Origin of the sequence: Enterococcus sp. H57 (assembly GCF_003112495.1) — a bacterium.
Taxonomy (GTDB): Bacteria; Bacillota; Bacilli; order Lactobacillales; family Enterococcaceae; genus Enterococcus_B; species Enterococcus_B faecium.
This window is the reverse complement of the sequence record NZ_BEHC01000010.1, coordinates 116,071-139,572: the sequence shown is the minus strand read 5'-3', so window position 1 is coordinate 139,572 and position 23,502 is coordinate 116,071. Positions and strand designations below refer to the sequence as shown.

Annotated in this window: 17 protein-coding genes and 1 pseudogene; 15 read left to right on the top strand and 3 right to left on the bottom strand. The window is 38.2% G+C overall.

Annotation, left to right across the window (positions count from 1 at the left end; translation table 11 throughout):
- Window positions 1-63: 63 nt before the first annotated feature.
- Window positions 64-1,491, bottom strand: coding sequence for a helix-turn-helix domain-containing protein (locus DIZ30_RS03765; protein WP_061573532.1), 1,428 nt, complete (start codon window positions 1,489-1,491; stop codon window positions 64-66).
- 418 nt (window positions 1,492-1,909) lie between these two features.
- On the opposite strand from DIZ30_RS03765, the gene tdc reads away from it, so the two are divergent.
- From tdc to DIZ30_RS03745, 4 genes are all read left to right on the top strand, one after another.
- Window positions 1,910-3,745, top strand: a complete 1,836-nt coding sequence (gene tdc, locus DIZ30_RS03760; RefSeq protein WP_002302155.1) for a tyrosine decarboxylase — start codon at window positions 1,910-1,912, stop codon at window positions 3,743-3,745.
- A gap of 304 nt (window positions 3,746-4,049) precedes the next feature.
- Window positions 4,050-5,528, top strand: a complete 1,479-nt coding sequence (locus tag DIZ30_RS03755) for an amino acid permease (protein WP_002307870.1) — start codon at window positions 4,050-4,052, stop codon at window positions 5,526-5,528.
- The gene (locus tag DIZ30_RS03750) at window positions 5,494-6,825 is read left to right on the top strand and encodes an amino acid permease (protein ID WP_061573531.1); all 1,332 of its coding nucleotides are present in this window, start codon (window positions 5,494-5,496) and stop codon (window positions 6,823-6,825) included. The genes DIZ30_RS03755 and DIZ30_RS03750 overlap by 35 nt, the downstream gene beginning before the upstream one ends.
- A gap of 113 nt (window positions 6,826-6,938) precedes the next feature.
- Complete coding sequence (locus DIZ30_RS03745) at window positions 6,939-9,491, top strand: HAD-IC family P-type ATPase (protein WP_061573530.1); 2,553 nt, start codon at window positions 6,939-6,941, stop codon at window positions 9,489-9,491.
- Between the two features lie 6 nt (window positions 9,492-9,497).
- On the opposite strand, the gene DIZ30_RS03740 is transcribed toward DIZ30_RS03745, so the two are convergent.
- Window positions 9,498-10,937, bottom strand: coding sequence for a helix-turn-helix domain-containing protein (locus tag DIZ30_RS03740; RefSeq protein WP_061573529.1), 1,440 nt, complete (start codon window positions 10,935-10,937; stop codon window positions 9,498-9,500).
- Between DIZ30_RS03740 and DIZ30_RS13905 the strand changes: the two genes are divergently transcribed.
- Together DIZ30_RS13905 and DIZ30_RS03730 are read left to right on the top strand one after the other, a co-directional pair.
- A complete protein-coding gene (locus DIZ30_RS13905; protein ID WP_002349831.1) occupies window positions 10,912-11,094 on the top strand; it encodes a hypothetical protein in 183 nt (60 codons plus the stop codon). The genes DIZ30_RS03740 and DIZ30_RS13905 overlap by 26 nt on opposite strands.
- A 188-nt stretch (window positions 11,095-11,282) precedes the next feature.
- On the top strand, window positions 11,283-11,645 hold the full coding sequence (locus DIZ30_RS03730) for an MmcQ/YjbR family DNA-binding protein (protein WP_002349830.1): 363 nt from the start codon (window positions 11,283-11,285) through the stop codon (window positions 11,643-11,645).
- 184 nt (window positions 11,646-11,829) lie between these two features.
- On the opposite strand, the gene DIZ30_RS03720 is transcribed toward DIZ30_RS03730, so the two are convergent.
- The gene (locus DIZ30_RS03720; RefSeq protein WP_002287551.1) at window positions 11,830-12,687 is read right to left on the bottom strand and encodes a LysR family transcriptional regulator; all 858 of its coding nucleotides are present in this window, start codon (window positions 12,685-12,687) and stop codon (window positions 11,830-11,832) included.
- Between the two features lie 119 nt (window positions 12,688-12,806).
- Between DIZ30_RS03720 and DIZ30_RS03715 the strand changes: the two genes are divergently transcribed.
- From DIZ30_RS03715 to DIZ30_RS03670, 9 genes and pseudogenes are all read left to right on the top strand, one after another.
- Window positions 12,807-13,718 (top strand): ACP S-malonyltransferase, encoded by a 912-nt coding sequence (locus tag DIZ30_RS03715; RefSeq protein ID WP_061573528.1) that lies wholly within the window; start codon window positions 12,807-12,809, stop codon window positions 13,716-13,718.
- A gap of 6 nt (window positions 13,719-13,724) precedes the next feature.
- On the top strand, window positions 13,725-15,371 hold the full coding sequence (gene mdcA / locus DIZ30_RS03710) for a malonate decarboxylase subunit alpha (protein WP_109023101.1): 1,647 nt from the start codon (window positions 13,725-13,727) through the stop codon (window positions 15,369-15,371).
- 101 nt (window positions 15,372-15,472) lie between these two features.
- Window positions 15,473-15,772 (top strand): malonate decarboxylase subunit delta, encoded by a 300-nt coding sequence (locus tag DIZ30_RS03705; RefSeq protein ID WP_002287548.1) that lies wholly within the window; start codon window positions 15,473-15,475, stop codon window positions 15,770-15,772.
- Window positions 15,762-17,438, top strand: coding sequence for a biotin-independent malonate decarboxylase subunit beta (mdcD, locus tag DIZ30_RS03700; RefSeq protein ID WP_010728047.1), 1,677 nt, complete (start codon window positions 15,762-15,764; stop codon window positions 17,436-17,438). The genes DIZ30_RS03705 and mdcD overlap by 11 nt, the downstream gene beginning before the upstream one ends.
- Before the next feature lie 3 nt (window positions 17,439-17,441).
- Window positions 17,442-18,035 (top strand): malonate decarboxylase holo-ACP synthase, encoded by a 594-nt coding sequence (locus DIZ30_RS03695; RefSeq protein WP_002325259.1) that lies wholly within the window; start codon window positions 17,442-17,444, stop codon window positions 18,033-18,035.
- A 23-nt stretch (window positions 18,036-18,058) separates the two neighbouring features.
- Window positions 18,059-19,144 (top strand): annotated as a pseudogene (locus tag DIZ30_RS03690) (acyltransferase family protein).
- A 24-nt stretch (window positions 19,145-19,168) separates the two neighbouring features.
- The gene (gene mdcB, locus DIZ30_RS03685; RefSeq protein WP_061573526.1) at window positions 19,169-20,038 is read left to right on the top strand and encodes a triphosphoribosyl-dephospho-CoA synthase MdcB; all 870 of its coding nucleotides are present in this window, start codon (window positions 19,169-19,171) and stop codon (window positions 20,036-20,038) included.
- Between the two features lie 110 nt (window positions 20,039-20,148).
- Window positions 20,149-20,913, top strand: coding sequence for a TIM44-like domain-containing protein (locus DIZ30_RS03680; RefSeq protein ID WP_002351199.1), 765 nt, complete (start codon window positions 20,149-20,151; stop codon window positions 20,911-20,913).
- 488 nt (window positions 20,914-21,401) lie between these two features.
- On the top strand, window positions 21,402-23,495 hold the full coding sequence (locus tag DIZ30_RS03670) for a PTS sugar transporter subunit IIA (protein ID WP_002300729.1): 2,094 nt from the start codon (window positions 21,402-21,404) through the stop codon (window positions 23,493-23,495).
- The last annotated feature ends 7 nt before the right edge of the window (window positions 23,496-23,502 follow it).

The window sequence follows — 23,502 nt, the reverse complement described above, 5'->3', positions numbered from 1 at the left end:
TTGTTACAGAAATGGGCATCTTCAACAAATAAGAGGCTGTGACATGATTTTTGTCACAGCCCCTTATTTGTTTTGCACAGCTGAAATGATAGCTCGATCGATCGTATTGATCGAAATAGGAATAATATTTTCATATTGGACCGCATCTGGTGTATATAATGTACGTTCACATAATACCCGGTTTGAGGACTGCTGCGCATACTTCTTTATATCAGATATACTTGAATAAATTGTTGGTGCAACTTGAAAATCGAAAGTAGTTACAGCTTCCAAGGCTTCCCGATAAATCAGATAATGAACATCCGAATTTGTGACGATATAGATAGTCAGATGTTCTTTTGTCAGACGGAGAATTCCGCTCAATTCGATCACAAAAGCCCGCATGCAATTAGGATTCAACCGTAGATCATAAGGTAACTGGCTGGACCAGCTGGAAAAAATTGTCTGGACTTCTTTATATAAATTTGTCTGTTCCTCATTTAGAAGATAAAATTTTTCTGGCATGAATAATTGATAGTTATCCCAAGCCGAACGCATCAGATGAATCAGCGCACGTTCGAATGGTTGGTTTCCGAATAATTCTTGATTGAAGTGAGATTCAAAGGTAGCAACTAGTTCTTTTATTTCGGGAGTATTGTCAATAAACACTTGGTGTAGCTGTTGAAAGTCTTCCGCAATCAACTGATAAGAATGGAAACCATAATTACAAAGATTGAATAGTGTCAAAATAAAGGCGAATTCTTCTTTTTTATAATAGGTTTGGAAATCAGTGTTTTCCCATGCTGATTCGACATAATTGTAAATAGGACGTTTTTTGATTTCTTCGATAAATTTTGAATCTATTGTCACAGCACACACTTGCTGGCGTAGGAAACTGATAGCAAAACCAATCAATAAGATTTCTTTATTTTCTTTATCATAAAATCTGCCACTATTTTCCGTTGCGGATTCAATGAAACGATCGGCACGTTCAAAAAACGATTCAGGTAGCTCCCAAGAATTAAAACCGCCTAAACGATACGACACATTAAGAAGCAGCAGACGTCTTTCCATTTCAGTGAATCGAGGGGAGTAGCGGTCGATTTCGATCCCGCAGTCATTAAAATAAGCTAATACTTGTTTTTTTAATGAATAAGCTTTGCTGACAGAGATGAATTCACATTCAGTTAATTGAAGATAATCAGGTTCATCTTCTTCCAAATAAAGCAGACAAGTTTTTAAAAACAACGAATTTTGAGACAATTGCTGCATGATCTTGCATCGAGGTATATGTTCTGAAAAATATAAAGTGTAACGGTCCTTTTCCCGATGTGTATAAGCGATCTGTTCTTCAAATTCTTTTTTTATGTTATTGATATCATTGAGCAAAGTGGTTTTGCAAACATGCAGGAGATTGGAGAGCTTTTCTAGATTGACTTCTTTATTTACATAGAATTGCCCACATAAAAACAGCTGTCTTAAAATATTTTTCTCAATATATTCTTCAATCATAGTAGAGCCTCCACCTTGTATTTTTTTGCACAATATGGGAAATATTATGACATGTTTTCTTTTTGAAATCATCAGTTAATTTCTGAAAAAGCATATAAATGCCGTTAAAAAAGGTTTTTTATGTTATAAAATTTGGAAAACAGATAATTCTATTAAAAAATAAATTGTGAATTTTTAACAATATAAAAAAATAAAAATATGTTTAGTGAATGAAGGACAGTCATTTTATTTGTTTGTTCGTTTTTTTGCGTTGAATTATCAGAAAAATCCGACTTTATTTATTTTTGTTTGTAAAAATCTACGTGGATTTGATGTTATAAAAAAAAATTTCTCATTTTTGGCGCTATAGTGAAGAGGTGTTACAGATAAACACATGTATCTGCGAGACATTGACCAACAAAATATGGAGGGAAGAAAAATGAAAGATATGGATATCAAGGCCGTCTTTATAGGCGACAAAGCTGAAAATGGACCAGTTTATAAAATGTTGTTGAACAAGATGGTAGATGAACATCTTGGATGGAGAGAAAATTATATTCCTTCAGATATGCCTGCAATTAGCGAAGGAGATAAGCTCACTCCAGATTATCTAGCCACCCGCGACCATATGATAGAGGTCTTGGATGAAGTCAGTCAGCGATTACGCGCAGGATCGATCCCATGGCATTCAGCAGGCCGTTACTGGGGACAAATGAATGCTGAAACATTGATGCCTGCTTTATTAGCTTACAACTATGCGATGCTGTGGAACCCAAATAATGTTGCATTGGAATCTTCTATGGCAACTTCGCAAATGGAAGCAGAAGTAGGACAGGATTTTGCTTCATTATTCAATATGACAGACGGATGGGGACACATTGCAGCAGATGGTTCTATTGCTAATCTTGAAGGGTTATGGTACGCCCGCTGCATCAAATCGATTCCTTTAGCTGTCAAGGAAGTGCTGCCTGAACAAGTGAAAAAAATGTCTGAGTGGGAACTTTTGAATTTATCTGTTGAAGAAATTTTGGAAATGACCGAAAGCTTTACGGACGAAGAAATGGATGAGGTCAAAGCAGCTTCTTCCCGTAGCGGAAAAAATATCCAAAGATTAGGGAAATGGCTGGTGCCTCAAACAAAACACTATTCTTGGATGAAGGCGTTAGATATTTGCGGAGTAGGCTTAGATCAGATGGTTGCTATCCCAGTTCAAGAGGATTATCGAATGGATATTAATGCTTTGGAAAAAACAATTCGTGAATTAGCTGAACAAAAAATCCCAATTCTAGGTGTGGTTGCTGTCGTAGGAACGACAGAAGAAGGTCAAGTAGACAGTGTAGATAAAATCGTCCAATTAAGAGAAAGGTTAAAAGATGAAGGGATCTATTTCTATTTACATGTTGATGCCGCATATGGCGGCTATGCGCGTTCACTGTTTCTAAACGAAGCAGGAGAATTTGTGCCGTATGCTTCCTTAGCTGAATTCTTTGAAGAACATCATGTTTTCCACCACTGCGTAACGATTGACAAAGAGGTATATGAAGGGTTCAGAGCTATTTCAGAAGCGGATTCTGTCACGATAGATCCTCATAAGATGGGCTATGTCCCTTATGCTGCTGGAGGAATCGTAATCAAACATAAAAATATGAGAAATATCATTTCTTATTTCGCGCCATATGTGTTTGAAAAATCAGTAAAGGCTCCAGATATGTTAGGAGCTTATATTTTGGAAGGATCAAAAGCTGGAGCAACCGCCGCCGCAGTCTGGACAGCACATCGTGTATTGCCATTGAATGTGACCGGATATGGTCAATTGATTGGGGCTTCAATCGAGGCAGCTCAAAGATTCAGAGAATTTCTCGATCATCTGACTTTTACTGTTAAAGGAAAAACAATCGAAGTCTATCCATTGAATCATCCTGATTTTAATATGGTCAATTGGGTATTCAAAGAACAAGGCTGTACAGATTTGAACGCTATCAATGAATTAAATGAAAAAATGTTCGATCGGTCTTCTTATATGGATGGCGATGTTTATGGTGAACGGTTTATTACTTCTCATACTACATTTACACAAGAAGATTACGGTGATTCTCCGATTCGTTTTGTTGAAAGAATGGGTCTAACGAAAGAAGAATGGAAAAAAGAACAGAAAATCACTCTGCTACGTGCGGCTATCATGACTCCTTATTTGAATGATGATCGAATTTTCAATTTTTATACAAAAGAAATCGCCAAAGCAATGGAAAAGAAACTAAACGAAATCATCCAATAGAACTGATTTTTGTGTGAAAGAATAACAAGAGACATATGGAGAACAGACAATTATTTGCTTCATCAAAACAATTGTATTTCCCCCTGTTTTTCATATATTCCTCGCCAAGATATTCTTTTTTATAAAACGTTCTATAAGTTGGATCGTTCGTTTCATGTATCAAACCCAGTTCACTAAGATCGTTCAATGGATGTTTCGGTGATACTGGGTTTTGTACTGAATCGATGAAACCTTGTCATTTCTGTTCTTGAACAAAAATAAAAGAAAACAAAAACATATGTCGCTATTGAAAGAAGGAATAAAGATGAAAGATACTGGTTCATCAAAGCAAATCACGACCATGACCTTTATCGGAATGACCTGCGCCCTTGTAGCAAGTGTACGAAATATTCCAGATGTAGCAGCAACGAGCTGGACGATGATTTTTTACATGCTGGTTGCAGTATTATTGTACGCTTTTCCAATCTCATTGATCTCTGGTGAATTTGCCGGAATGTTTCCCCAAAAAGGTGGTCCAGAACTTTGGGTATCGAATGCTCTAGGAAAAAAATGGGGGTTCGTTGTCTCATGGCTGTTATGGGTCCAAATGTTTCCTGGGATGGTGATGGTCGCTTCAGCACTTGCTCCGTTGTTTGGTAATATTATCGATAATGTGCCGCTTGGTTTGAACAGCAAATTTACATTAGTTGTCATTTTAGTCGTTTATTGGATCATCACTTTTTTGAATTTGAAATTTGATATGGCAAAAATCGGCGGAAAAGTCGGTGTTTGGTTAGGATTGTACGTGCCTTTGACGATGATGCTCTTATTAGGGTTTGCTGCGTGGATCAAAGTTGGGATCGTACCAACCGGAACATTAGGCAGTTTTTCATGGGACAAATTAATACCAGATACTACGACTGCATCCTCATTTGTTTATTTTGCGCCGATCATGTTTATTTTTACTGGTATCGAAATGTCCTCTGTGTATATCACTCGGTTGAAAAATCCAGTTAAAACGTATATTCGCGGAGTATTTGCCGCGTTAATTTTTATATTTTTCGTCAATATTTTGAATGCTTTAGTTGTAGCAAATGTCGTACCAAAAGGACAAATGGAATTGAATAATATCGCGCAATCTATTTCGATTTATTGCCAAATTCTTGGTTTGCCACATCTTATTGTGAATCTGTTTAGTTTACTTGTCTTCATTGGTGTAGCAGTCCAATTATCTGCTTGGGCCTCAGGACCAGCAAAGACAGTGACAGAAAGTGCTAGAAAAGGTGCGTATCCACCAAAATTCAATTTTTGGAAGACGAATCAATTTGACGTATCCAAATCCGTTATTTTGACTCAGTCTGTCATTATCTCAATCTTTGCACTTTTTTATTTGCTGATTCCTGGCGTCAATCAAGCATTTTTGATGCTCGTAAATTCAACTACTGTTATCTACTGTATCGTCTATGTCATCATGGGGATCGCAGTTTTGAGATTGCGTTATACACATGCAAAGTTGAATCGACCATTTAGAATTGGAAAAAAAGAGAAAAAGAGCAATCTTGGAGTTTGGACTGTCGTTATTGTTTTATTTGCGGCAATCGGATTTTCTGTCGGACTGACGATGAAAGCTGGGACATGGATCAATCTAATTGCAGTCACAGCCATCAGTGTCATTTTGTTTGTAGTACCACTCTGTATTGAAAAAATAAAGAAACCTTCTTGGGAACAGGAAGTCGCCATGCTGCTTGAAAAAGAAAAAGGTGAACTTGATGGAAAAACCGGCAATGAAACGGACTCTAACTAATCGAAATATCCAGTTAATCGCATTAGGTGGCGCAATTGGAACAGGATTATTTTTAGGTTCAGCAAAGGCAATTGCATCAACAGGGCCAGCTGTTATTCTCGTTTATTTGATATGCGGTTTGGCTATTTATGGTTTGATGCGGGTCATGGGTGATTTATTTTTAGCAAATAGTACATTTAACTCTATCAGTGATTTCGTTGACTATTATTTAGGCAAAAAGTGGGCATTTTTTGTCAATTGGACTTATTGGCTTTGCTGGCTTGGAGCTGGACTTGCGGAATTAACAGCAATAGGATTGTATATCCATTTCTGGTTTGTACATGTACCAGCTTTGATAAGCGGAGGTAGCGCACTAATGATCTTAATGGCAGTCAACCTTGTTGCAGTCAAGTGGTTTGGTGAATTGGAATCTTTTTTCTCAATCATCAAGATCTTGGGGATTTTCCTTTTTATCTTATTGGGTATAGGATTGAGTGTCTCAGATTTTCATACCCAGTCTATTGGAATCAAAGCAAATTTTGGACAGCTCAATGAATTAGTCCCGTTTGGCTTTGCTGGAATGATTGCTTCATTTCCTATGGTTTTATTCAGTTTTGCTGGAATTGAAATGATCGGATTAACAGTTGGTGAGACGAGTGACCCACAAAAGAATTTGAAAAATGCAATCAACTGTCTGCCTTGGCGTATCCTCTTTTTCTATATAGGAACGATTTTGTCGATTTTATTTGTTGTTCCATGGCATTGTTTAGATTTAAAAGAAAGTCCTTTAGTGACTATGCTGCAAGTGATCCATTGCCAAAGCGGAGCAGCAATTGTCAATCTAATGATTTTGGTTGCTTCTTTGTCCTCAGCAAATAGTGCAGTCTACAGTACTAGCAGGATTTTATATCAAACAGCAAAAGAGAAAAGTTTGCCCCATTGGTTTTGTGCGCTTTCTAAGAAAGGCGTACCTTTACACGGTATTTTAATTACAGGGATGTTATTTTTTGTCGGTCTTTGTCTACATTTTTTTGTAGCTGATAGTCGATTGTTTTTTCAGCTTTTGGCAGGCATGACAACGAGTTGTTTTCTATTTGTGTGGTCTTCGATCTTGTGTGCACATGTTCAATTTATTAAAGAAAAGAAACGGAACACTACACAAAGATATAAAGATCTTGCTTTGTTGGTGTTTTTTACTTCAATTGCTTTCAGCTTGTTATTCGAAAGCACGACACGCTTTATTCCTTTTTTATTGGTTATCTGGTTTGTATTCTTAAATTTTGTATATAAAAGAATAAGCAATAGAAATATCAGTTAGGCCCAGATACATTCTGCAAAACGAATTATTTCAGACCCCCCTGAAATAATCGATACGCCTGAAAAAACTTCCCTGCGTATAATAACAGTATCAATTAAACAGGAGGGGATAGGATGAACTGGTACAGATTGACGGTAGAAGATGTATTGAAAAACTATCAAATATCAACAGAAGGCTTGTCGCAAGAAGAACGGCAGAAACGCCTGACTGATCAAGGATATAATGAGATAGAAGCAAGACAGCAGACAAAACGATGGAAAAAAATAGCAAAACACTTTACTGATCTGCTGATGATCGTGTTGATCATTGCCTCTTTTTTGAAATTTGCTTCGAGCGAATACATCGAAGGAAGTATTATTTTATTCGTAGTGATCGTCAACGGACTCGTTAGTTATTGGCAAGAAAGAAAAGCAGAAGAATCGTTGAATGGTTTGAAGCAGCTGATGGGACAAGAAGCGATAGTACTATCGAACGGGATGCAAGAAAAAATCCCTGCGAAAGAACTAGTAAAAGGAGATGTCATTGTCTTACGTGCCGGAGACGTCGTTCCAGCAGATGTTCGGTTGATCGAAGTACATGATCTACTAGTAGAAGAATCGATTTTGACGGGAGAATCAGAAGCATCTGAAAAAAATCATTCCGTTTTGGCAGCAGAAGAATCAATCGGTGACCAAAAAAATATGGCTTTTTCAGGAACGCTTGTACAATCTGGTTCTGCAGTCGGTGTCGTTGTAGAAACAGGAAACACGACAGAAATCGGTAAAATCAATCAAGCACTGCAATCGGTCGAACAACAAACGACGCCTCTGATCAAGAAGATCAACCGATTGAACAAACAAATTTTTCAAGGCATTCTTTGTTTGATCTTGTTCTTAGTTGTTTTTACAACATTCCGCTATGGCATGGATTGGCATATCCTTCTTTCAGCTATGATCGCTTTGGTGGTGTCAATGGTACCCGAAGGATTGCCAGCTGTGTTGACCATGATCCTATCTGTCGGAGTACATGAAATGGCAAAAGAAAAGGCGATCATCAAAGGACTGCCTTCTGTAGAAACATTAGGTTCTATGACAGTGATCTGTTCAGATAAGACAGGGACATTGACAAAAAATGAAATGACAGTTGTGGATGTAGCAGCAAAGGAAGAAACTCGCGTACTGTTTATTATGAAAAATTGTCAGGAATTAAAGACGAAAGAAGAACAGAAAACAGAAAATTTAAGTGGCAATCCGACAGAACTTGCACTGATTCGCCACACCGAAACAGCCGATCTGCCTTTGAAAAAAATAGAAGCAAAAATTCCGTTCAGCTCTGAATACAAATATATGGCAACGATGCATGCGGAGGAAAAAGGAGGGGTGATTTACGTCAAAGGTGCGCCAGAAGTATTATTGGCTAAATCAACTCTTTCTTCTTCAGAACAAGAAGCATGGGGTCAAACAGCCACAGCGTTTGCGAAAAAAGGTCAGCGTGTTTTAGGATTTGCTTACAAAAAAGTAGATTCGAAACAGGAACTCACGCATGAGTCTTTAACCCAATTAACTTTTGCAGGGATTGCTGGGTTGATTGATCCGCCAAAAGAAAGTGCAGTCAAAGCTGTAAAGGAATGCCAACAAGCAGGAATCTCAGTGAAAATGATTACGGGGGATCACAAAGATACAGCAAAAGCGATCGCGGAACAAATTGGCTTAAAACATACTGCTAAAGTTTTAGAAGGGATCGATTTGGATCTTATGTCTGAAGAAGAGTTGATTCGACAAGTACCAAAAGTCGACGTCTTTGCTCGAACGACACCAGAACACAAACTGCGAATCGTGAAAGCTTTGCAGAAAAATGGAGAAATCGTCGGAATGACCGGAGACGGCGTAAATGATGCACCTGCTTTGAAAAGAGCCGATATAGGAATCGCTATGGGAATCAAAGGTAGTGAAGTAAGCAAACAGGCAGCTGATATGGTTTTAGGAGATGATAATTTCCATACGATCGCAAAAGCCGTAAAAGAAGGTCGGCGCATTTTGGATAACTTGCAAAAGACCATCAATTTCTTCTTACCAACTGCGTTAGCTCAAGGATTGATCTTGATTTGGGCGCTGATACTGAATCGGCCGCTACCTTTGTCCCCAGTACAGATTTTATGGGTCAATATGGTAACGACAATTACTTTATCTTATGCATTAGGGTTCGAGTCGCCAGATCCAGAAATCATGAAGCGTCCACCAAGAGATCCAAAGCAAGGAATCCTATCAGGTTATCATTTGTTTCGGATCATCTATGTCGCACTACTGATCATGGTTCCTGCCTATTTATTGGCTATGCAATTTGAAGGGCAAAGCTTACAGCAAACCATTCTTCTGCAAAATATCGTCTTAGCTCAAGCTGTTTACATGATCAATTGCAGAGAGTTGTCCAAGCCGTCATTGAACCAAGGTCTTTTGCAAAACAAATCGCTTTTTCTTTCATTGGGTATCCTTGCTTTATTGCAGGGGATGGTTATTTTTCTGCCAATCGGCCAGCAGCTGATCGGTACAGTAAGTTTAACGATGACACAACAGTTATTGATTGGGGCAAATGTGATTCTTCTATTCTTAGTTGTAGAAATAGAAAAAGGGATCATGAATAAACTGTTTCGCAAAAAAGAAAAAACAGCTAGAGAATTCAGTCGCTAGCCGTTACTATAAAAAAGTTTTGAAAGTGAGTTCAGTCAAACGATTGAGCTCATTTTTCGTTGGAATAGAAGAAATGTATACAATAGGGATATCTAGAGAATCCAGCGGGAAATTGGAAATCAAGATATCTGTTTTTTCAAAAGAAATAGTGGAAAGATCGGTTAGTTCGATAGGTAAGAAGCAGACACGTTTTCCTAGATAATCTTTTAATTCCTGCTGCAAGAACGCCTTCCATGAAGGTTCTCCTTGGAAAATAAAATAGACATTGAACAAATTCGGTTTGATAGAAAAAATCGTTTGTTGAATCAGTAAAGACAAGAGTTGAAGAAAGTAATTTGGTTCATTGATTTCCATTTCTTTTTTTAGATCGTTCAGTAAATTCTCTTTCTGCTGATATAAGTGTGCATATTGCTGATCATACGTCTCTAAAAAACGATGGTATTGGCGTTCCAAAGGTTCAATCAGTATCGGCGATTCATGATATTTTAATACGAGGAGAGCCAAGTTATCAGTCAGAGATGTTTTTTTTAGTTGATCAAGAGACAGCTCTGAAGCTAGTTCCTCTACAAACGTTTCGAGGACCTCTAAAAATGGAGAATGATGCAGGCAGCGAGCGGTTTCTTGTCCATAGTTATTGTTGTAATTCCAACTTTCCAAAAAGCAGAAAGAAGCAAAAGAAAGCTCAGTGTCTTTAAGATAAATACCTTCCGTTAAATACAATTTTTTCAATGCAGAGTCATACAGGGAGGCGAGTGTGCTGTTGATATGGATAGAAGAATCTAATCGGCAATTCGCTTTTATACGGATCGTATTGATAAAGAACCAACATGTTCCGAAAATCTCTTCTGTTTCAACAGCTAGTTCAGTTTGACTGAGGTTTCTTAAAAATTGAAAATAATGGGATTCATGGATCGAATAATCCTCGAAAAAATAGTTGTTATGAGTGAAAGGAATCAGCAATCGATGATAGAAAGTACGAATCGCACGCTCTTTTCCAAGAATACAAGCTGTATATTTCGTCAAATCGATCTGCAAGTCGTAACTTGCTAAACGCTGATTGATTTTAGTCACATGTCTTTTCAATGTCCCATAAGAAAGCCCATGGTCGGCTAGAAAATCAGGGACAGCAACTTTTTTTGTAAAAAGCAGACTTTTCAATAGTTCGACACTGACTGATTGTTTGAAAAAAATCTCCCAAAGGTCATTTGTCAATAAATTTTGCTGGTTTTGCAAACTGATTCCTGCTTGATTGCTGATGATGTCCCAGCCTTCGGGCAGCTGAGAGCGAATAGATTGAAGGTCAGAAAAAATCGTTCGTTCGGTTGTCCCTATGATTTCAGCTAATTCATTTACGGTTATCTTTGTATGATTCAGCAATTGTTCTACTAAAGAAACATGACGTCGAATATCTTTTTCGGTAATGATTTTTTTCATTAGTGAATACATAAATCAGACTCCCTTCTATTCTAAGAATACGGAGAAAATAAACGGTGGTCAAGTTTCAACTGATTTTTCAATCAGTGTTTATTTTTATGGAGCATTTACTGATGATAAGAATTTCATCATGAACTTGAAAAATGATACCACTAAAATAAAAAAATAGGTGGGCAAACAATAATCAACATTTTAATAGTAGATGATAGCAAGACCAACACAGGCGGATTGAACATTTAAGAGTTGATAAAAAAGAAAAATATCGAAGTATTTGATTAGCAGCTACTTGTATTCATTTTTCTATTCTTACGTGGTATCTTTGAATAAAGCGAATCAATAAGAAAGAGATGGAAGCAGATGCTAACGAAAAAAGAACTAATCGATCACATCAATGAAACATACAATTTGTCTCCAGAATATATTTTTAAAAAATTTCCTAATTATTGCGTATTCAGACATCAAAAAAGCAAAAAATGGTTTGGGGTCCTGATGTCTGTTCCAGAAGAAAAAATCTATGATGATGCAAGTGACCATAGGATCATCGATATTCTTGATTTGAAGGTCGATCCTGAACTTGGCGGAATTTTGCGAGGAAAAGAGGGGTATTTTCCAGCCTATCACATGAATAAAGAACATTGGATCTCTGTTGATCTACGTAAAATAGAAAAGCTAGATGAACTAGCAGATTTGATTGATGGAAGTTTCCAATCAACGCAATGAATTCTAGGAAAAATAGAGAAGAGATTGTAACAGAAATGTTTAGCTTCAAGAAATAAGAAGGAATTTACGAAAATTGCTTCTCAAATTTTTGGGAAATTTCGGCTTATTTTCTAAGAAATTACTTCTGGAACACCGTTTGTTCGAAAAAAGAGCTGCGACAAGAATTTTGTCCCAGCTCTTTTTTTTATTTTCCTAAATAAAATTCCCGCATCGTTTTTGCAATCATTTTGATCAAAGGATGATCTTCTGTGAAGCTAGAAGATAAATAAATTGTTCGTGTCAAGGGCAAATCTTTGATTTCCCGCAAGACGAAAGGATCATTTTTATCGTAAGACCAAGAAACTTTTGGGAAAAAGCTAACAGCTAATCCTTGCTTGACAATAGAACGTAATGTCGCAGGATCATCTGTCGTCGAACTGATCGTCAATTCGATACTTTTCGCTTCAAGTGCTGCATCCAGTGTATGACGGAAGGCGTTGCTCTTTGACAGCATCAAGATGGGGGTGCGCTGGATATCTTCTAATTGCAGATGTTCTTTTTTCGCAAGAGGATGTTTCTTAGGAATGGCGACATAAACAGGTTCTTTCATGATAGGAATATTGGTCATGCCAGGCTTCATCTCCGAAGTGATGTACAGTACAGGATCGGTAATATCATCTGGTAAATGATGTTGCATGATCGTTAATTGGATATCAGGATGCTTTTCCATAAAAATTCGGACCAAGTTCGGAATAGAAACAGAAGCTACCTCTAAATACAATATGACGGAAGTAACGATCTTCTCATTGACCGAAGACAATAATTTGATTCCTTCTTCTAATGTGTCTAATGTCTTGACTGCATATGGATAAAATTCTTCTGCATAAACGGTCGTCTCAATGTTTCTGCCGCTATGGTAAAACAAAGGGACACCTAATTCGTTTTCCAAATGTTTGATCGCACGGCTCAAGGCAGGTTGAGAAATAAATAATTCTTTGGCTGCTTGGGTAACATTTTTTGTTTCGAATACTTTTTTAAAATACTGCAGATGAAGCAATTTCATAATTATCCATCCCATCCATACCTTTTTGTTATGGTTTTTTCTTTTTTTGGCATTTTTTATTATAGCAGAAATTGACTAAGATAGCAGTGGAAAAAGTAAGTGCTAAGGAGGCGAGGCTCATGAGTACAGGTTTCTTATTTCCTGGACAAGGCAGTCAGAAGTTAGGGATGTTAGCAGATATCCCTGAAGCGTATATGGAACGTTTAGAAAATGTGACGGGGTATCGGTTAGTTGATAAAGAAGAAAACTATCAAGATACGGTTTTTATCCAGCTAGCATTACTGACAAAAGCAGTATTTTATTTAGATGAAATGGAAAAAAACGGTATTCAGCCTGATATTGCAGCAGGACATTCGATCGGTGCTTTTTGTGCAGCTGTTGCTTGTCGATCTTTGACATTTGAGAATGCAGCGGAACTAGTCTATCACCGGGCAGTCTTAATGAAAGAAGCTTATCCAAGCGGTTATGCAATGGGCGTAGTAGTAGGTGTGACGAGAAGCGAAGCAGAGGAAATGGTAGCCAAAACATTTGATCCTGACCATCCAGTTTATCTGTCAAATGAAAATTGTCCGATGCAACATACGTTATCTGGGAGTATCGAAGGTTTATCCGTTACGTTGGCAGAAGCCAAACGGCACCAAGCGCAAACAGCGAAGCTGCTGAAAGTTCCTGTGCCATCTCACTGTCTCTTGATGAATGATACGGTCAAGAAATTCAAGCCGTATATGCAGTCTGTCCATCTATCTGATGCTAGATGTTTGTATATAAAAAATACGGATGGAAGAGCCACTCAGGACGCAGAAGAGATTCGTAAAGATTTGTTGGAAAATCTAGCTTTCCCTGTGCAGTGGAACCAAATGATGGACTTGGCAAAAGAATTAGGAATGGATCTGACGATTGAATTTCCCCCCGGCAATACTTTGACAAAGCTGATTCATACAAAATTTGGTGTAGATAAAGGGATCCGTACGATCAATCTAGACCAACATGGTATTGATGACGCCACGTTTCTATATCAAAAATGGAGATGACTAATTATGGAAAAACCAAACCGCAACTGGGCTTCTAAACGCGAAAAAAAAGCGCAGCGATTGGAAAAAATCAGCAACTTGCTCAATGGCAAGTATGTAGAAACTGAAAAAATCGTAGAAGTAATGGAAAAACTGATTGCTCCCGGCGACAAAGTTGTATTAGAAGGCGACAATCAAAAACAAGCAAGTTTTCTTTCAGAAAGTCTTGAAAAAGTAGATGCAGAAAAAGTGAATGATCTGCATTTGATCATGTCTAGTATCTCACGACCAGAACATTTGAATATTTTTGAAAAAGGAATCGCAAGCAAGATCGATTTCTCTTATGCTGGTGCACAAAGCTTGCGTGTCGCCCAAATGATTGAAGACGGCACAATGAAATTAGGTGATATCCATACTTATTTGGAACTTTATGGACGCTTATTCATCGATTTGATTCCAAATGTTGTTTTAGTAGCTGCAGATAAAGCAGATAAAGACGGCAACTTGTACACAGGTTTCAATACGGAAGAAACATCAACAATCATCGAAGCTGCAGCTTTCAAAGATGGTATCGTGATCGTTCAAGTCAACGAAGTTGTCGATTCTTTACCACGTGTAGATATCCCTGGTGACTGGGTAGACGTTGTCGTGAAAGCAGATAAACCTTATCAATTAGAAGCTTTATTCACACGAGATCCTCAAAACATCACAGAATTGCAAATTCTAATGGCAATGATGGCAATCAAAGGAATCTACGCAGAACACGGCGTACAATCTTTGAATCACGGTATTGGATTCAATACAGCAGCTATCGAATTGTTACTGCCAACTTATGGTGAATCACTAGGGTTAAAAGGGAAAATCGCGAAGAACTGGGTATTGAACCCACATCCAACGATGATTCCAGCCATCGAATCAGGTTGGGTTGAAAGCATCCATAGTTTTGGTGGCGAAGTTGGTATGGAAAAATATATTGCTGCTCGCCCAGATGTCTTTTTTGTCGGTAAAGACGGCACGATGCGCAGTAACCGAACATTATCACAAGCAGCTGGACAATATGCAATCGATATGTTTATCGGTTCAACCTTGCAATTAGATTACGAAGGAAATTCTTCTACCGTAACAAAAGGACGTTTATCTGGTTTTGGTGGAGCGCCTAACATGGGACATAATCCTGGCGGTCGTCGTCATTCTACACCAGCATGGCAATCACTTCGCGACAATGATGATCCATTAGGTAAAGGACAAAAATTAGTTGTTCAAATGGTTGAAACATATGGTTCAAATAAAAAACCAGTCTTTGTCGAAGAATTAGATGCATTAGCTGTTCAAAAACAGGCAGGCTTAGCCAATGCACCAGTGATGATCTATAGCGAAGATACTACCCATATCGTGACAGAAGAAGGAATTGCTTATTTGTACAAAGCAAAAACAAAAGAAGAACGTCAAGCAGCAATTGCAGCAATTGGCGGTGTTACACCTCTTGGAATGACTAGCACGAAAGAATCACTAGATAGCTTGCGTGAAGCCGGAATCGTGAAATTACCAGAAGATCTAGGTATCAAACGCAGTGAAGCGAAACGTTCATTATTAGCTGCACAAACAATCGATGATTTGATCGAATGGTCAGATGGCCTGTATGAACCACCAATGAAATTCAGAACTTGGTCATAAAATTGGCGAGAAAAACCTTTTGTCGCCATTTACCCAGATGGAAGAAGAAAGACGAATAAGCAGAACGTGTATGCTCTGTTTTACAAAAAGGGGAGAGATCCATGGAACAATTAGCTTATAAATATCCAACGAAACAGCCGATCAATAAGAAAATCCATGTAGGAGTGGTCGGTTCAGGAGATTTGGAAATCTTGATGTTTCCAACAGAAAAAACAGAATCTACTGTAAAAATTTGTACAGGAAGCGATGGCTTCGGCGAAGTATGGAACAATGTATTAACGAGATTTTTTGATCGTTATCCAATTTCAGCAGATATCGTGATCAATGACTTCGGTGCTACACCAGGAGTTGTGTACCTGCGATTGACGCAAGCAATGGAGGAACTTTCAGATGAAAAATAGTTTTGTAGAATTAAATGCCAGAGAACGAGTGAATGCTCTACTTGACAATGGACGTGAATTGATTGGCCCATTCGATCAAATCATCGCGCCAAGTTTGCCAGCACAAGGAATTGTCCCTGAAAGTGATGACGGGATCGTTGTCAGCCGTGGAACGATCAATGGCAAACAAGCAGTAGTAATCGCTATGGAAGGAAAATTCCAAGGTGGCGGTATCGGTGAAGTTTCCGGTGCAAAAATCGTTGCTGCACTTGAACATGTGTTAGAAGAAAATAAAAAAGGAAATGAGATCTTTCCAGTCATTGTACTAGATACAGGTGGTGTTCGTTTGCAAGAAGCAAACTACGGACTGTTATCTATTTCAGAAATCGGAAATGTAATCATTGCTCTAAAACAATATGTACCAGTCATCGGTTTGATTCCAGGACGTGTAGGATCATTTGGCGGTATGTCGATTACTTCAGCATTAATGAGTTATTTAATCGCAACAAAAAAAGCGAGAGTCGGTTTGAATGGACCAGAAGTTATTGAACAAGAAGCAGGCGTTCGAGAATTTGATTCTAGTGACAAAGACTTGATTTGGAATACATTAGGATCTCGACAACGGGTAGAATCAAAAATCATTGATGAACTAGTGACTGATAGTGTAGAAGCAATCAAAGCTGCTGTCATCGCAGCAATGGACGAACGAAAAGACACGCATCGCAGTGAAAGCTCAGCATTTTATTTATCATTACTTGATTCTTTAGATCTTTCAAAACCAATGGCCATTGACGATTACAATGAAGCAATTGCTAACCATCAAGCAAAATCAATTGACTTACCAGAAGTAGCAGAAGGAAATGAACCAGCTGCAGCAAGTGTTGGTTACGATTGGTTTGCGGCACTAACTGGCATGAAAAATCCAACTTCTTCTATTAGTACTGTGTATTATGGTAAATCAAGTAAATTCATAGAAGAAGCCATCGTGACATCAATCGTACCTGATCCTAAAAACCCGATGTACCGTGTACGAAACGGTGAAGTTGGTTTAGTTGAAGGTTTCCGCATGGGACAAATTTTGGATCACGTTTACGAAGAAGATAAAGACAAAAAAGTGAAACGGCCAATCATCGTTGTGATCGATGTACCAAGCCAAGCATACGGCTATAACGAAGAATTGATCGGTATCCATGTGGCTTTGGCTAATAGTGCTGCTGCTTATGCAAAACTCCGTCAAGCTGGACATCCAGTTATTGGATTGATTGCAGGAAATGCTATTTCAGGTGCATTTTTAGCACATGGATTACAATCAAGCCGCTTGATTGCTTTAAACAATAAAGAAATTACCGTCCAAGCGATGTCTAAAGAAAGTGCTGCACGTGTGACAAAACGTTCGGTTGCTGAAATCGAAGCAGCTGCTGAAAAAGTTCCAGCTATCGCTTACGATATCAATAATTATACAAAACTAGGAGCGATCTATCATTTCCTAGAAGATATCACCGACCAAGCTGCTTCAGAACAAAATGTCAGCAAAGTCATCGAAGCAATCAATGAAGCCATTCAAGATGTCCGCAATACAAATGACACGATGCTGACAAATCGATACACAAACGAAACAGCCAAAACATTCGGACGTGTCGAAACAAATAAAGTCCGTGCCAAAATGGACGAAGAATGGGATGCATAAAAAATGATTCAAGCACATGATATTGTCCTTTTTGATAAACATGAAATAGAAGGGTTTACCTTGCCTGAATGGGTCGTTCTAACTGAAAAGATGTTCGGAACAGTTCGTCGTGCGTCGACGGATCACGCAGAAATACTACCGATTGGTTTACGTGGACCTGCCCGCAATCAGAGATGGGCAACAGAAATCTCAAAACATGCCGTCAAACAAGTCATTCATCCGTGGGACATCATCGAACAAGAATCGTATAGACAAGAGAAAATCATGGATTATCCTGTTTATCAGCAATTTCATGCTGCTAGAAACATATTATCAGGATGTAAATGGGGAATCGGCGGCAGCTTAGGATTTGAATTATCGACTGGGATTCCGGCAGTAAAAGAAACCAGTGATTTTGATTTGCTACTGTACGCAGATTCACCGATTGAATTGCCAATTCAGGTAATTCAATCGCATCCTGCTTTTTTTGAGCAATTCGATACCCAAGTAGTGACTCGGCAAGGCGGTTTTTCACTAAAAGAGTATTTGAGAGAGCCAGAGAAAAAAATTCTATTGAAAACAGTCGAAGGACCTAAATTAACCAAAGAACTTTGGTAATAAAGAAAAAGAGAGAGAAAGAGATGTTTGAAAACAAAAAAATCAAAATCAACGTAAGTGACTTCCAGAAAGTATCAGCTGTAACGGCTGTTATGATGCAAACGATATTGAGCTTTGCTTTGGCAAACAGCCACAGCGCAACAAATACAGCTTTTCTTGGTACCTTTTACGTCATCGTTAAATACACAGCACCAATGTTTATTTTTGCAATTGTTTATAATATGGTAAAAACAAGCCAGCATTTGTCTTATTGGGAATTTTTGAAAGAAAAGTTTTTTGAACTAGTCGTTCCGTATCTTCTATGGACGACGGCTTATCTTTGGCTATTTCCAGCAGTCCAACAACAAACTCCGTATACGGATACTGCAAGCTTTTTACTGAAATATGTCACAGGTGATGGAGCGCCTCATTTATGGTATACCGTTATGATGCTGCAGATCCAATTGTTCATGCCGTTTTTTGTTTAGCTCGGTTACAAAGTATTTGCTAATAAAAAATATGTATGGCCAGTATTGATTGGTTCAACGATTTTATATGTCGCATGGTATCTGTTCTATCAAACACAAGTATTGACTGGTCCTTATCATGACAGCTGGTACTTGTTAGATCGGTTTGTTGCTAGTTTCATGATTTATGGGATTTATGGGGTAGCCGCATTTGTTTATCACGAAAAAGTCTATCAATATTTGGACAGAGTACGTTATCTTTTCTTACCTGTTGGCTTAGTTATCGCGTTCTTTTCTGTCCGTTCATTGCTCGCACATCCAGGAGACTTGAGCTTTGCGAATGCGCCTTACTTGAATACGATCCAAAGTTTATACAGTTTAGTCATCATCTTTGCTGTCTTCATAGGCGCTTCCAAAATGATTGTAAACGATTCGCCAAAATTGCCATTGTTCAAATGGTTGTCTGTTTATGCTTATCGTACGTATTTAGCCAATGTATTTGTTTTCCAAGTACTGTTATTATTGTTTAAAGATAGTTGGTTGCAGTTACCTTCAGGAGTCATGATTCTTGTAGCTTATCTAATGACGGCAAGTTGTGCATTTGCTTTAAGCTGGTTACTTCATATCATTTGGGTAGCTATCAAAAAAGGTTTCAGCAAGTAATAGTAGGAAGAAGGAGTGAGTGTCATGATAAATGACGAACGAAAAAAAGCAGTGACTCAGCAACTCGCTGCGTTGGTAGAGGAAGCATTGATCGCAGAAGTAACATTAAGTCCAAAACCTGGATTAGTGGATGCACTGGATGCGGGTGCACATTCCGATATGGACTATGCTTTATTTCTTAAGTCTGCTAAGACGCTAACTCCTTTTTTTGAAGAAATGGCTCAAATAGCATGGCATTATGCTATTGATCAGGAGTTAAGAGAAAGAATTGCTGAGATTGGGCGAAAAGCGGAAAAGGCAATGCTGATTGCTACAAATGGCATCAATACCCATAAAGGAGCGATTTGGGCAATGGGGCTATTGATCAGTGTCATTGCACAAAAAATCAGTATGGAACGGCCTTTTTCTTTATTGAAAATACTTGATGATGTCAGCAAGCTTGCTGCTTTTCCTGATACAAAATATCGTCATAAAAAAACCACTCATGGTCATAGGGTGAAGCAAAAATATGGCGTAAATGGTGCATATGAAGAAGCGATATTAGGGTATCCGCATATCAGGCTTGCAATCCAAGCAGCTAAGGAGCTAGATAATGATTCATATGTACAGAAACAAATGCATATGTTGTTAGTTTTGATGAGTTCGCTAGATGACACATGCGTATTGCATCGCAGTGATCAGAAAACGTTAGTGGAAATGCAAAAACTTGCTCATGCTGCTAGTCAAAGTGCTTTACCAAATCGTCCATTTACAGCACTGTTGCACTTTTGTCAGGAAAACCAAATCTCTCCTGGAGGAAGCGCAGATCTCTTGTCTGCAAGCTTGTTCATGCTGAAGATAGAGGAATTATGGACTGCCGACACATACATCTGTCCGATGTTACTCAATGACTAAATAAGACAAAATTGCTAAAAAAACAGTTTATGCATCTGGTTATTGACTCTTCCTTTTAGCAAGGCTATGATAAAAATAGTTTTTTGTAATAAAAGATAACGAGGAAGACAATGAAAAAAATCAATTATTTAGCAATCATTTTGTTAGTGGGCCTATGTTTGTTTGCTCTGCCGACCCAAGGATTCGCTGTCGCGGGTGGTCATGGTGGAGGTACATCTAGCGGTCGAAGTTCGGGCAGAGGTTCATTTGGCGGTCGTTCATATGGGGGCAGTTATTTTGGCAGTCGTTCTTACGGCAGAGATTCTTATGGGTATTATGGTCCAAGTACAGGTCCTTCTAGTTATGAGCAAACGGGGTTTCTTGCATTAGCTGTTTTGTCAGTAGGAGGGGTTTCTGCTTTTTCTATCGTCAAGAATAAAAGACAAAAGAAAAGGCTGAAATCGGAGATATTGTCCCGCATGTCAGGAACGGCTAAAGAAAAGAAAGCACAGTTTTTGGAAATCCAAAAGATATTCATGAAGATCCAATCCGCTTGGGAAGAAGAAACTCCTGAAAAAGCCAGAAGCTGTTATACAGACAAGCTGTTTGCCGAACATCAGAAAGTTCTGCAAAAAAACAAAGCAGACGGTGTAAGAAATCATACTAAAAAAATAACTATTCAGGAAGTAGGAAATTATCGACAGATCCACGAAAATAGTTTTGCCATCCGAATTGATTTCAGATGCTGTGATTATTCAGTCGATCGAAAAGATGGGCGATTGATCTCAGGAAGTAAGACACAACGACAGTATTTTTCTCAGATATGGTATTTTGATTTTTCTGAGAAAGAAAAAAGATGGCAAGCCGATTTTATTCAACCGATTATGCTGGATTGACAGGAAATATTTATGAACGGAGTTGTGACAAAAGCCTTGTCGCAGCTCCTTTTTCTGAATAAACGGTGTTCCAGAGATAGCCTATCGGCAATAAGGCACGATTTTGTAAAATATGGGAAGCGATTTTTCAAAATCGCTTCTTATCGCTCAAGGCTGAACATCTCTGTCACAGCTTCTCCACTAAATGGTGTTTAAAAGCTTGCATCTGCGATAATAAGAACAACCAAACAAAAAATAGGAAGCACTATTTTAGTTTAGTTGTTCTTATTACTTGATGCAGGACAGCTTTTTCACAACCTCTTTTTTGTATAGATGGGCAAAATTTTTGTAATAATAGGCGTATGTCTTTTTCGTTGAGGAGATGAAAAAGCATATGGCTTATTTTTTGTTTGCTTTGCTTACTTTCTTTCCACTTCAAGTGGCAGAAATATCTACTTTTTATTATGTAAGCGGAACCATATACTTGAAATCAGAAGGAGATCATTTCTATGAAAACAAGAACAATTGAAATACTTCACAGAATCATGACAGCCCAATATCCAGTAAAAGCAAAACATCTAGCAAGTGAGTTCAATGTCAGTCAGCGGACGATTCGTCAGGAAGTTCTTGAAGCGAATATCTGGTTGAGCAGTAAAAAGCTTCCGGAGATCCGTACAATTCGCAACAAAGGTTTTTTGTTGAAGCTGGAAAAGGAAAAGCAAGCTCGATTAGAAACTGAAATAAAAGATGTGAAAGACGGCTTTTTGAATCGGCGCGAACGTATTTTTGATCTAGTTTTAGCCGTTGCTTACAGCCGAATCCCGATCCATCTAAACAAAAAAGAAGAAGAATTTCAAATCTCTAAAAGTACATTAGATGAAGATATGAGACGGTTACGAGCAACACTGGTCAGTTATGGGATAGAGATCGTCAGTTATGGAAAGCAAGGACTGGTTTATAAAGGTTCAGAACGATCTATCCGTACGATGATCTATGATTTTATCAATCAGAATCTGGGAATGACCGACTTCTTTATGAATCAAGATGCACAATTAACACCGGCTCAAAAAATCTTTCTCCATTATTTTCCTTTGGAGGAAATCAAAAAAATACAGGAGATCTATTCCAATAAGTTGTTGAAACAAGAAGATGATATTTATAAAAAACAAATCCTGCTTTTTACATTGATCTGGATCCAGCGAATCAGGAAACATGAATTTATCTCTGCCATTAATTGGAAAAATACAGAAATAAAAGACAGTAGCTTTTCTGCATTTATTGACCACATGATCGAGGAATTTCAATTGGACAATGTCCCGCAAGTAGAAAGAAATTATCTTCGTTTCACTATCGAGACGTTCAATGCTAGAGATATCTCCAATTCAATCGAGTGGGTACAAGCTCAATTACTAACGATCCAATTGATCCAATTTGTAGAGAACGAGACACACGTACCTTTCCATCTAAAGGAAGAAGCTTTATTCGAAAATCTCTATAAGCACATGGCTGCACTGATTGTAAGAATCAAGAATCATATCCAAGTCATGAATCCATTGAAAGAAAACATCCGAACAAATTATTTCCCAATCTACCGCGCAGTCACTCATTTTGTTCCTACGATCGAAGAAGTAATTGGTGGCAAGATACTGGAGGACGAGATAGCTTTTCTTGTCATCCACTTTTCGACGATCGCCAGTGTAATCAAGCGAGACTTGAATTATGTTTATAAATCAGTCGTTGTCTGTAACCATGGGATGGCTACTGGAAATCTGTTAGCAGAGAATCTGAAAGAAAAGTTTCCTCAGATCGAGATTACTGCAGTTTTAAGTTCAAAAGAAATCGAATTAGTAGATAAATTGGATGTCAATCTGGTTTTCAGCACCTTTCAATTGAATTATCGAAATAAGCCGCTTTTAGTTGTCGATCCGATTTTAACTGAGACGAATATCTTGGTTATAGAAGACTTTTTGAAAAGAAATGAAGAACTACAGCGGTTAGAGCCTAACAGTCATGAATCGACGGAGTTATTCACTCAAATAATAGATGTCATGAAAGAAAGTGGTGGCCGAGTAGATCGAATCATCTATGGCAAGTTAGAAAAATTATTCGAAACAAACAATTTAGAAATCAACAAAAGGGAGATCCAGCCTATGTTAAAAGATATTTTGACGGACAGCAATATCATGATCAAAGAAAAAGCCACTACTTGGGAGGAATCGATTGAACTAGCTGCTAGACCATTGGTTAAAGAAAACATTGTCGAAGAGCGCTATGTCGAAGCGATGATTCGTGCAGTGAATGATTACGGACCGTATATCGTGATTGGCAAACACATGGCACTAGCCCATGCCCGACCAGAAGATGGGGTCAATAAATTAGGAGTCAGCGTAGCTACGATTGAGCAACCAATCGATTTCGGTAATCCTGAAATGGATCCAGTAAAGATTATTTTTTGTTTGGCAGCAGTAGACTCCTACTCCCATCTGAACATCATGAAAGAACTAATTGAATTGATCAACAACGAAGAGAAGTTGGATCGATTGATTGAATGCACAAATATCGAAGATTTCAAACAACTGCTTTTTTCAGTAGTTGAGAAATAATAAATGA